The organism is Sporosarcina sp. FA9 (assembly GCF_051550205.1).
Classification (GTDB): domain Bacteria; phylum Bacillota; class Bacilli; order Bacillales_A; family Planococcaceae; genus Sporosarcina.
The window spans coordinates 1,826,280-1,837,931 of the sequence record NZ_CP188819.1 but is presented as its reverse complement, the minus strand read 5'-3'; the positions used below and the strand labels follow the sequence as shown (position 1 = coordinate 1,837,931).

The window sequence follows — 11,652 nt, the reverse complement described above, 5'->3', positions numbered from 1 at the left end:
ACAAAGAAAGGCGGTGTACTTTGTGGGAAATGAATACAGAGGAAGTTCAGGTTCTTCATTTGCTTTGATTGTTGTTTTATTTATTTTGCTAATAATCATTGGTGCTAGCTTTCTTTACTAGAATACAATCAGCTTAATTTTCATTCTAGCATCTCAAAACTTTTAAGAGCGCTAAAACAGTGCTCTTTTTCTTATTTTGGAACAGTGTTGTTTACAATTATAAAATAGTAAAATGGATCTATTTTTATTCCTATAGTTCTTGTTAGCGAATCTTTCATAAGTTATAAATTGAAAAGCTAGCATTTTTGAATGTATTCCTTTAAACTAAGTATTCTAAAAGAGGAGTGGACATTTATGACGAACAGTGGACTTGAAAAAGCCGCATTTGCCGGTGGTTGTTTTTGGTGTATGGTGAAACCTTTTAAAGAATGGGAAGGCATTCATGATGTCGTTTCAGGTTATATGGGTGGCCATATAGAAAATCCGACATATGAAGATGTGAAAAAAGGTGAATCAGGTCATTTAGAAGTTGTAGAAATAACATTTGATCCTAATTTGTTTACATATGAAAAACTTCTAAATATATATTGGCAACAAATCGACCCTACGGATGCAGGAGGACAATTTGGGGATCGGGGTGAATCCTACTCTACTGCAATTTTCTATTACACAAATGAACAGCGTCAAATCGCCGAGAAATCTAAAAAAGAACTCGAAACAAGTGCGAAATATTCAAATCCGATTGTCACGCCGGTACGCCCTGCTGAAACATTTAATCGTGCAGAAGAATACCATCAGGACTATTATGAAAAAGAAAAAGAACATTACGAAAAGGATCGTGCAAAATCTGGAAGGGATGAATTCCTGAAAGAATATTGGACTTAAATAATACAAAAAACCGTCAAACTCTATTGGCGGTTTTTTTGTTAAATATAATTATTGACTTAATATAAGTAGCTTTATTGTATCTCATTCTTTTCTCCAATTAATAACGTTAATATCATTAGTGCAATATAAAAACCAAGAAAAATTATGAAAGTATAATTATGATCTCCAGTCCAGTCGTGAATTAAAGCAATTACTAATGGGAATAGCCCACCGATAATATATCCACCTGTCTGCATCATTGCTGTCCATGAATTGGTTTCGTCTGCTGTCTCAGTTTCGTCAAGAGGTAATAGTAATGCGATTGGGAATAAACCTCCTAGTGGAATGCCCATTACAATTGCGCCTATCCACATTAGTGAATGCACACCCGTCCAAATAAATAGCGTCGCCAAAACTCCCGAAATCAGCATCAGTAAAACCCAAAATCTTCTTGCAGGGAACCGCTCCATTAGTAAAGGGAATCCAAGATTTAAAAAGATTTGAACAACCGTCATTACACTTAGAAGCATTCCCGCCTGTAACAATGTCATACCCAAGGATTTTGCCATTGGCACAAGCCATGTAACAATAGAGAAAAATGCGGATGATTGTAATCCGAAAAAAAGTAGGAACAACCAAGCTTTCTTTATTCTCCAAGGTGAAACACTTTTTTCTTGTTTCTCAGTTAGTGGGCTCTGTCTAACGCTATAAATCACAGTTTCAACTCTCATTGCGAAAAACCACGCTAAAAGCCCTAGGAGTGCCAATACAGCCCATATGCCAAGTGCAAAGGGGTAAGAGCTTGTCCTATCATAAAAAAGGACTGTGAATCCAGCACTTGCTGATGCACCTACACCCATTCCGAACGAATAAACTCCAATAACCGAGGCCGCACGTTGTGGAAAGTTTTGTTTAATCATCGCAGAAAGAAGAGGCCCCATAACTGCGAGTGCAACCCCGATTAAAAATGCAGTACCTATGAGCACGATAAAGGACGGAACAATGCCTCGAATTGCAGTAAGTAAACCGATAAGGCTTAGCATGAGATACATTGTTCGTTTAAGTCCGAGCTTTCTATTAAAATATGGTGCAAATGTTGCGAATATACCCATACAGATTACAGGGATAGCTGTTAGCATACTTACCTGTACATTGGATAGACTGAGTTGCTCACGGATTACTTCAAGCATCGGACCAATCGATGTAATTGCTGGACGCATATTTACGGCAACTGCAAAGATGGCTATGAGAAGTAAAACTGAATCTTTCTTTGTAAATTCCTTAATCATATAACATTCACTTCATCTCATTTTAATCAATTGTTCAAAACTTGGCGTTTATTTTCCAGTAAACCTGTTTTATATAAAAACAATACTGCTCTGTAAGGTAAAATAGGCTTACTTAATATAATACCCTAGAATTCGATTTGCACCCAACTCTTAAAGAAGGATTCATTATTAAAGATGATTTGCCGACTAAATTAACTTTTATTTATAATGTTAAGTATGTAGCATTCCAATTTGAAACAATTTCATGCTATAATAGGTGCATTGTGAATTTAGGAGGAATTTTTTTGATAGCAGTAACTAATATAAGTCTTCAATTTGGTGACCGCAAGCTATTTGAAGATGTAAATATACAGTTCAACACTGGCCAATGTTACGGTCTTATTGGTGCGAACGGTGCGGGTAAATCTACATTTCTAAAAATCTTATCTGGTGAACTTGAGGTTCAATCTGGTAATGTCATCATGAATAAAGATGATCGCCTGGCTTTTTTGAAACAGGATCACTTTGAATATGAAGAACATGTCGTACTTGCGACTGTTATTATGGGTCATAAGCGTCTGTTCGATATTATGAATGAAAAAGATGCCATCTATATGAAAGCTGATTTCTCCGATGAAGATGGAATGCGAGCAGCTGAACTTGAAGGCGAATTTGGTGATTTAAATGGTTGGGAAGCTGAATCTGAAGCAGCTATCCTTCTTCAAGGTCTTGGTGTAAAGGATGAATTACATCACTTGAAAATGTCTGAACTAACGGGTTCTGATAAAGTGAAGGTTCTTCTTGCACAAGCGTTGTTTGGTAAGCCGGATGTTCTACTTCTGGATGAGCCTACGAACCATCTTGATTTGAAAGCAATTCAATGGCTTGAAGAGTTCCTTATTAATTTTAATAATACGGTAATCGTTGTATCCCATGACCGTCACTTTTTAAATAAGGTTTGTACACAAATAGCAGACGTTGATTTCTCGAAAATTCAAATCTATCCAGGTAATTATGATTTTTGGTATGAGTCTAGCCAGCTGGCACTTAAAATGTCTTTAGACCAGAATAAGAAAAAAGAAGATAAGATTAAAGAGCTTCAAGCATTTGTTGCACGTTTTAGTGCGAATGCTTCTAAATCTAAACAAGCAACTTCACGTAAGAAAACGCTTGAAAAAATTGAACTGGACGATATTCGCCCATCTTCAAGACGATACCCATTCGTTAATTTTCAAATGGGACGCGAAATCGGCAATGATGTACTAAGTGTTCAAGATGTTTCCAAAACAATTGATGGTAGAGTAATGTTGAAAAATGCCTCTTTCACAATTGGAAGAGAAGATAAAATCATTCTTCTTGGAAATCCACTTGCAAAAACAGCACTATTGGAAGTTTTGTCCGAAAATTCAGAGCCTGATTCAGGAACAATCAAATGGGGTGTAACAACTACAAAGGCTTACTTCCCTATCGATAATAATGAATTCTTCCAAGGTTCTGAGCAATCTCTAGTAGATTGGTTGCGTCAATATTCACCAGATGATCAAACGGAAACATTCTTACGTGGATTCCTTGGTCGTATGCTCTTTTCTGGTGAAGAAGTGAATAAAAAGCCTTCTGTTTTATCAGGTGGAGAAAAAGTGCGTTGTATGCTATCGAAAATGATGCTTACATCTGCGAATGTACTTTTACTTGATGAGCCAATGAATCACTTGGATCTTGAATCTATCCAATCTCTCAACAACGGTCTCTTGGCATTTAAGGGCGTAATTATCTTTACTTCTCATGACCAACAGTTTATACAAACCGTTGCGAACAGAATTATTGAAATTCATGATGATGGAACAATTTTCGATAAAATGATGTCTTATGAAGATTACCTGGAATTTAAAGAAAAGCAATAATAAAAAAATGAACAATAAAAAATTCGACCTTCTAATCTTAGAAGGCCGGATTTTTTTGTTATGAATAAGCATGATTATCTCATTCTTGGGCATAACCATAATGAGAGGAGAGATTTCAATGCGGAAAGTAAATCTTTTCATAGTACTTCTTGCAGTGTTTTTCGTGTTTACGGGGTGTACACAAGGTCAAAAAACAAATGAAAATCCTGCTGGAGGCGAAGGAAATAAAGATTTAAATGGTAAAGAAGATGAAAGTAGTGTTGAACCAATTGAATCTATGCGAGAATATTTCCCACCAGACGGATCTAAATTATTTTTTAAAGGTGAAGGGAATGAATTTGCTGAGTACCATATTGAAGTAGCGCAACCTCATAAAAATTATTTCGTTATATTCGAAGATAATGGAGGTACAATTATTCGGAAAATCTTTAGAGTTGAGAAAGACCGTATTGATATTATTGATTCCAACATTATTGGTATTGTTGAAAAGAATTTCCCTTCCCTGCAAGAGTTGGATTCTATGAAATCATCAAGTATTTATTTACAAAAGCCATTTACATTAGGAAGTGTATTTGAAAATTGGACAGTTGTTGAAACAGATTTAACGATTGAGACGCCTTACCAAAAGTATGACAATGTTTTTGTAATTGAAGAAAAAGTTAAGAAAGCAGTAAATCGAAAATATTTTGCTGCTGGAATAGGAGAAATAAAACGTGAAGCTGTAATGGAAACTGGGGATGGTAAAACCGTAACTGTTACTTCGACATTGGAAGCCTTAGGTGAATAGAGCACATAAAAAGAGGCTTCTAGTAGAAGTCTTTTTTTATGTGGGTAAAAATTAACGCTTAATAACATTCTACGGTATTTTCTATGGATGAGAATTAATAAATAAAGACATTTTTAAAGAGTTCAAGTAACACCGATCTGATTTTACATAATTATCGATTTCACTGGCTGACCATCTTTTAAAATAAATACACCATGGTAAATTTGCAAATTATCATCACATGCTTCACAAAATGCTTGTTCATTAACAGACCAAAATGCATAAAAACATTCATTCTTTACTGCTTCAAATTCATGTTTTTCGCGAAATTTTACTATAAACTCTCTCAATTGTTCTTTAGCTTCATTAATATCTATATTTGTTTTTCGAGTAATAATGGTATCTTCCCAGTCTTCGAACATCCACCAAGGCTCAAATTCAGCTTTCATATATATTAATTCATACAATTTAAGTCCCCCTTAGATGATTTCAGCTGAATATTAGTCAATTTTAGCAAATAGATACACATTGTCCACTTAAATGCCCTCTTCAACAATCTAATGTAATGTGTATGAGCTCACTTTAATGTATAATTAGTATGATGAAGTGAAACCTTATATACTTTCAAACGTATTAAATATATATGGTTAAGGAGGTCTACCCATGAAGGAAATTCAACAATTCTTTATAAGGAACTTTATAGCGGCTCCCATTAGCTTTGGTTCATGGCTTTACCTGCTCTTTGGTATTGGTATGAATATCTTTCCGGCAACTGGCCTATTAATAGTACTATATCTTGGAAGTACTTTTTCAATCAAACAAATTCAACTATCATCTAATTTGAAACACTTAGGTATGACTCGTTCCGAATATAAACATATTAAAAGCCAATTAACAAGTGCTCGTTTTAAAGTTAAACAATTAAATAGTTTTTATGGTAAAGTGAGGTCTGTACAGGCATTTCGACAACTTCACGAAATCAACACAATATCTAGGAAAATTTTAGGTATTGTTAAAACGAACCCTAAAAAGTTTTACTATGTAGAAAAGTTTTTCTATGCGCATCTTGATTCAGCGGTAGAGTTAACATCCAAATATTCAATGCTTGTTAACCAGCCTTTAAAAGATAAAGATTTGAAAATTACTTTGCAAAATACACGTGAAACGCTTGTTGATGTAAATAAGCAATTAGAACAAGATTTGCGTAATGTTCTTTCATCTGATTTGGAAAAACTGCAGATGGAAATTGATTTTGTAGGTATAACAATGAAGCGAGATAAACCTGTTTTGAAAATGAAAGGAGATAAATATAATGACAGAAACTAATCCAGTTACGACAGATGTAAAATCATTTGATGATTTACTAGATAATCCATTTGACATAAAAGAACCTCTTTTATCAAAAGAAATGCAAACTGTAAATAACAAGGTAGGTAATACAGCCGTAAAATTAATTGATCGTCTAACACCTGAGGAACGAGAAAAAGCGATTGAACTTGCAAAGCAAATACCCGTTGGTAACTATGAGGCGATTATTACCTATGGTGCAAACGCTCAGGGCGAACTCTCACGCTTCTCCCACAAAATGCTTGACCATGTTCAAAGCCAAGACATTGGACCCGTTGGTGATGTCTTAAAAGACCTTATGGACAAACTGTCTGAGATAGATCCTGATGATTTAAGTGAAAAGAAAAAAACTGGTCTTAGTAGATTGTTTGGTAAAGTATCGAAATCCATACAAGAAATGATGACAAAATACCAAAAATTAAGCACGCAAATAGATAGAATTGGCGTTCAGCTTGAACATTCAAAAAGAGGCCTTCTAGACGATGTGAAAATGTTAGACAGCCTTTATGAACAAAATAAAACATATTTTCAGGCACTCAATGTATATATTGCAGCAGCTGAAATTAAACGTGATGAAATTTCATTTGAACTTATTCCTGAAATGCGACGAGAAGCAGAACTGTCTAATGATCAAATGGCATTCCAAGAAGTAAACGACATGGCGCAATTTCTTGATCGACTCGAAAAACGTCTATATGATTTACAATTATCACGCCAAATAACGATTCAAAGCGCCCCACAAATACGTATGATACAACAGACAAATCAAACGCTTGCTGAAAAAATTCAATCATCTATTATGACATCCATTCCATTATGGAAAAATCAGATTGCGATTGCATTAACATTGAATCGACAAATGAAAGCTGTAGAGTCACAGAAACTCGTAACGAAAACAACCAATGATTTACTTCTGAAAAATTCAGAGATGTTGAAAATAAACACAATCGAAACGGCAAAAGAAAATGAACGCGGAATTATTGAAATTGAGACATTGAAGAAAACGCAAGAAAATCTCATCCAAACGATTGAAGAAACGCTGCTCATTCAAGCTGATGGTCGTGCTAAACGTAAAGCAGCAGAAATAGAAATCGGACAAATGGAAGAAGAACTTAAACAGCGATTACTCGCAGTACACGATAAAACACAAAATCGCCCTTCATAAGGCGATTTTGTGTTTTTTTTAGCTTGTGCGTGCAACTATAGCTAACAATTTTCTTAGTATACGAAGTGTCTGATCAGAAAAGTTTTCCACTGAATTTGATGATGCTGTTTTATGGCCAAACATCATTGTAAATAGTGCTATTTGTTCTTCTGTTGGTTCTTCCGAAGAGAGAAATAAGTGAATTACGGAAATACCTTTTTTCTCTGTTTCCATTACAGCTTCGGCCGTATCTATTATTCCATTACGATCATATCCAAAAGCCGATGGTTCCCCATCCGAAAATACGAGTAAAAACTTATGTTTTTCACGTCTTTGATATAGCTTTTCAGCCATCCAACGAATGGCAAACCCATCTCGATTGTCTTCATTTGTTTCAAATGATAGAATCGACAATCCATTATCCTGTTTATTATCCACAAATGTATGCATCTGATTGAAAACATTTGGTTGAACTTGCGAAGTAGCATGATTTGCATCCTCATAATACGATGAAATCTCATGCTGTATCCCTAAAGTGCGAAGAATATCATGAAATAAAAGAACTGCATGTTTTGTTTCATCTAATTTATCAAACATTGATGCTGAACCATCTACAAGTAACCCAAATACTGCATCTAACTGAGTAGAAGGTGCATTTTTTTTATAAAATGGTTTTGGTCGTTCGTCTACTAAGAGTGTTATTAATTTATTGGATAGTCTGCCTTTCATTAATCCTTCTCGTTTTGTTTCTTCTTTAAAATGAATTCTTTTTTTCATTTCCTCAACTATGGATCGAACATATGGTTTTTGATCCTCACGCCAAATAGCAAGCTTCGTTCGATTCTCATAAGTATCTAAAACTTGAACACGTTGTTCTTCATAAACAACATTCATATGTTCACTTCCAAAGGATTTACCCGCTTTCATTTGCACGTTGGTATTTTCATTTTTCTCATGTTCCTCATCTGACAAGTTTTTGCTTTCATTTCCCTCTGAATATCCTTCACCGGTCTCCTCTATCTCTGCGTCTTCATTGCCTTCAGTGGCATTAGACCCATCTGTTTTTCCAGAACGTCCATGTTCTAGTTCGAATTCAAGATGGACACCAGATTCATCTTCGTTCTCCTCATGCCAGGAACGAAATACTTCCTCTATTGTTTCCTTACGTGCGTCTTCCCCTTTATCCGCATCACCTAATCCTTGATGATAGTTAAATTGAATGGTTTCATCTACTAATGAAGCGCCTATCGAATAATATTGATTCACTAAATCTGAATGAATAGATTGTTCTACTATACGTCCAATTCGATTTGCAATATGTGTATTGTCTTTCGTACTTTTCGAATCATATGCAGACTGAAGAATTGTTTGAATGAGATTGAACTGAATAGGACCCCAATCAATATGTGATTCATGAAATATTCCTTCGTGTAAAGTGATATACAATTCATTTAGTAAGGCATCCGCAAGAAAACCTTTTTGCATATTGGAAGAAATGCTACTTCGATGAAAAGAGACGTATGCTTCTTTTCTAGTTTCAAATGCTGTGATAGTTCCTGGGCGTTCTTTAATAATTAAGTCGATTAATCGAAACTCTTCTAGTAGAAGTAGTGTTTCACCAATAAATTTCCGTAAAGGATGTAATTGGTTTTTATTTTCGAAAGTATTCCAAGTACGAATATCAAAATATTTCCAAAAACCAATTGTTAAAAGATAAATATCGGACAAACGTCCATAATGAATAATACCCTTTGATCGATGTCGCCAAAATACGCTCATTGATATAATGCCTTCTTTTGGTCTGTATTCAAGAAGTTTACGCTCGGTTAATTCAAGGTAAGTAGTATTTGAAAGTGCACGGCCAAGACGCTCGTATAATAACAATGTTTTCGCATCAACTGTTTCATCATTGAATTGAATAAATCGATTCATTTTCACGTATACGTTCTCCTCATTTCACCCAAGTATCTACTAATTCCATTACGAGCCTACGTTCTATTCCATCGTCAAGTTTCTCGGAAATTGTGTATTGAATTGCACGTCCCACTGGCATATGTTCAGCTAGCCCAATGGCGTCCAGTAGACTCCGAACGGATGCGGCATCGTCTGACAATAATCCATTTACCACTTGTTTTCGCAAATCTTCCCCAATGTTTAGAATTGTATCTATGAGTTGTTCGGAGGTGTTAGGATATTCATTCAGAACAACCTTTTTTAATTCAATACCAGATAAATACGGGATTGTAAAAGACACGAATCGGTTTTTCAATGCCTCATTCATTGGTGATGTTCCCACATAACCTTCGTTTATTGCAGATATTACTGTAAAATCCTCGTGTGCAATAATAACTTCGTTAGTAAAAGGATTTGTTAAAACGCGCCGATGGTCTAGAACACTATGTAGAATTGGTAAAGTCTCTGATTTGGCCATATTAATTTCATCAATATACAATATATGTCCCTTCTTCATTGCTTGGACAACTGGGCCCTCTACAAAATCGATTGTTGTTACGCCGTCCTTTTGAATAATTGTTTTAAAGCCTAAAAGAGATTCAGCATCAAGATCTACAGAGCAATTTACACTGTGCATTGGCTGGTTAAAAAACTCCGAAACAGATTGTGCTAATTTTGTTTTACCTGATCCTGTTGGTCCTTTTAATAAAACTGGTTTTTTAAGTACAATGCTAATTAACACATCATCCCATAAATATTCATTTGGTGAAACATATCCCCCATCCTGTATGAGCATTTGATAAATGGATTCATGTTCTTTTTGTGTGCGTAGTTGTTGTTCATTTTCTACATAGGTATTCAAATTTCATTTCCTCCTTAGTAAAAATGCCCGATGCACCGCTGTAAAGCGGACATCAGGCATTTTTTATTCGAAATACGTTTTGTAATATCCGCCAACTTTTCCAGAATTATCAATGATGAATATAAACTCTTCAGTTTCGTTTTTAACATCATATTCTTTTCCAGGTGTTAGCATATTATTTACGACATACTTCTGCGCATCTGAGTGGTTGCAAGTAACAACACGAAGTGTCGGTGAAGACATCCAGTCTTGAAAATTCACTATACATCACACCTTTCTTTTAATACAAATCGATATCTAACTATTAAGATCCTAAAAGAAGGTCTTCTGGATTTTCAAGCAATTCTTTTACCATTTTCAAGAAACCAACAGAATCTTTTCCATCGATAACACGGTGATCATAAGAAAGTGCCACGTACATCATCGGACGAATTTCTACATTATCTCCAACGGCAATCGGACGTCTTTGGATTGTGTGCATGCCAAGAATTCCAACTTGTGCTCCGTTCATAATAGGTGTGGACATCAATGAACCGAACACACCGCCGTTTGTAATTGTGAAAGAACCGCCAGTCATATCTGCAATTGTAAGCTTGTTATCGCGAGCTTTTTTCGCAAGATCCACGATAGATGCTTCAATTTCAGCAAAGTTTTTACGGTCGGCATCAATCACGTTTGGTACTACAAGCCCGCCATCTGTCGATATAGCAACACCGATATCATAGAAGTTCTTTAGAAGAATTTCATCGCCATCGATTTCCGAGTTGACATAAGGATATTTTTTAAGTGCTGCTACAACAGCCTTTGTAAAGAATGACATAAAGCCAAGTCGAACGTCATTTTGCTCGAAAAACTGATCTTTTTTACGTGAACGAAGGGCCATCACATTTGTCATATCAATTTCGTTAAATGTCGTAAGCATCGCTGTCGACTGTCTTACCTCAAGTAGACGTTTTGCGATTGTTTGACGGCGACGCGTCATTTTTTCACGTGTTACCCGACCATCATCTTGTGCTGCTACAACTGGCGCTGCTGATTTTACTGCTGGCTGTGCTTTTGGAGCTGATGCATGTGCTTCAACGTCTTGCACTCTTACGCGACCCATTGGATCAACTGGTGATATCGCTGCAAGGTCAATACCTTTTTCACGAGCCAGTTTGCGGGCAGCTGGACTTGCTATAGTGCGTTCTGAATCATTTGTTTCATCAACCACTGGTGCTGATGTTGGTGCAACTGCGACAGCCTCTTCTTTAGTTACGGCAGCAGGCGCTGCTGGTGTAGCTGACCCTGAATCTGCACCCACAATTGCAATTACTTGTCCTACTTCAACTGTATCTCCTTCAGCCGCAAGATGTTGTTGTACAATACCTGCTTCTTCGGAAATGATTTCTACGTTTACTTTATCGGTTTCAAGCTCAACAATAAATTCTCCACGTTCTACAGTATCACCCGGTTGTTTCAACCACTGTGAAATTGTTCCTTCTGTAATTGATTCTGCAAGTTCTGGTACGATAATTTCTGCCACTATAAATTCCTCCTCTAAG

Annotated in this window: 12 protein-coding genes; 6 read left to right on the top strand and 6 right to left on the bottom strand. The window is 35.9% G+C overall.

Annotated features, from left to right (window positions below):
- Positions 1-13 precede the first annotated feature (13 nt).
- The gene (locus ACP8HH_RS09000) at positions 14-121 is read left to right on the top strand and encodes a YjcZ family sporulation protein (RefSeq protein WP_438318879.1); all 108 of its coding nucleotides are present in this window, start codon (positions 14-16) and stop codon (positions 119-121) included.
- A 233-nt stretch (positions 122-354) separates the two neighbouring features.
- On the top strand, positions 355-885 hold the full coding sequence (gene msrA / locus ACP8HH_RS08995; protein ID WP_438318876.1) for a peptide-methionine (S)-S-oxide reductase MsrA: 531 nt from the start codon (positions 355-357) through the stop codon (positions 883-885).
- Between the two features lie 74 nt (positions 886-959).
- Here the strand turns inward: msrA and ACP8HH_RS08990 are convergent, their stop codons facing one another.
- Complete coding sequence (locus ACP8HH_RS08990) at positions 960-2,156, bottom strand: MFS transporter (RefSeq protein ID WP_438318873.1); 1,197 nt, start codon at positions 2,154-2,156, stop codon at positions 960-962.
- 284 nt (positions 2,157-2,440) lie between these two features.
- Here ACP8HH_RS08990 and ACP8HH_RS08985 point away from each other — a divergent pair, with 284 nt between their 5' ends.
- Both ACP8HH_RS08985 and ACP8HH_RS08980 read left to right on the top strand, forming a co-directional pair.
- Positions 2,441-4,036 (top strand): ABC-F family ATP-binding cassette domain-containing protein, encoded by a 1,596-nt coding sequence (locus ACP8HH_RS08985; RefSeq protein ID WP_438318870.1) that lies wholly within the window; start codon positions 2,441-2,443, stop codon positions 4,034-4,036.
- 118 nt (positions 4,037-4,154) lie between these two features.
- On the top strand, positions 4,155-4,823 hold the full coding sequence (locus ACP8HH_RS08980) for a hypothetical protein (RefSeq protein WP_438318867.1): 669 nt from the start codon (positions 4,155-4,157) through the stop codon (positions 4,821-4,823).
- Positions 4,824-4,966: 143 nt separating this feature from the next.
- Here ACP8HH_RS08980 and ACP8HH_RS08975 read toward each other — a convergent pair whose 3' ends face one another.
- On the bottom strand, positions 4,967-5,269 hold the full coding sequence (locus ACP8HH_RS08975; protein ID WP_438318865.1) for a DUF1033 family protein: 303 nt from the start codon (positions 5,267-5,269) through the stop codon (positions 4,967-4,969).
- A gap of 196 nt (positions 5,270-5,465) precedes the next feature.
- Between ACP8HH_RS08975 and ACP8HH_RS08970 the strand changes: the two genes are divergently transcribed.
- Together ACP8HH_RS08970 and ACP8HH_RS08965 are read left to right on the top strand one after the other, a co-directional pair.
- On the top strand, positions 5,466-6,128 hold the full coding sequence (locus tag ACP8HH_RS08970; protein WP_438318862.1) for a 5-bromo-4-chloroindolyl phosphate hydrolysis family protein: 663 nt from the start codon (positions 5,466-5,468) through the stop codon (positions 6,126-6,128).
- Positions 6,115-7,314, top strand: coding sequence for a toxic anion resistance protein (locus ACP8HH_RS08965; protein WP_438318859.1), 1,200 nt, complete (start codon positions 6,115-6,117; stop codon positions 7,312-7,314). The genes ACP8HH_RS08970 and ACP8HH_RS08965 overlap by 14 nt, the downstream gene beginning before the upstream one ends.
- A gap of 18 nt (positions 7,315-7,332) precedes the next feature.
- Here the strand turns inward: ACP8HH_RS08965 and ACP8HH_RS08960 are convergent, their stop codons facing one another.
- From ACP8HH_RS08960 to odhB, 4 genes are all read right to left on the bottom strand, one after another.
- Positions 7,333-9,225, bottom strand: coding sequence for a vWA domain-containing protein (locus ACP8HH_RS08960; RefSeq protein WP_438319091.1), 1,893 nt, complete (start codon positions 9,223-9,225; stop codon positions 7,333-7,335).
- Positions 9,226-9,244: 19 nt separating this feature from the next.
- Positions 9,245-10,108 (bottom strand): ATP-binding protein, encoded by an 864-nt coding sequence (locus ACP8HH_RS08955; RefSeq protein ID WP_438318856.1) that lies wholly within the window; start codon positions 10,106-10,108, stop codon positions 9,245-9,247.
- 63 nt (positions 10,109-10,171) lie between these two features.
- Positions 10,172-10,351, bottom strand: coding sequence for a DUF6501 family protein (locus tag ACP8HH_RS08950; protein ID WP_438319089.1), 180 nt, complete (start codon positions 10,349-10,351; stop codon positions 10,172-10,174).
- A 61-nt stretch (positions 10,352-10,412) separates the two neighbouring features.
- A complete protein-coding gene (odhB, locus tag ACP8HH_RS08945; protein ID WP_438318853.1) occupies positions 10,413-11,633 on the bottom strand; it encodes a 2-oxoglutarate dehydrogenase complex dihydrolipoyllysine-residue succinyltransferase in 1,221 nt (406 codons plus the stop codon).
- Between the last annotated feature and the right edge of the window lie 19 nt (positions 11,634-11,652).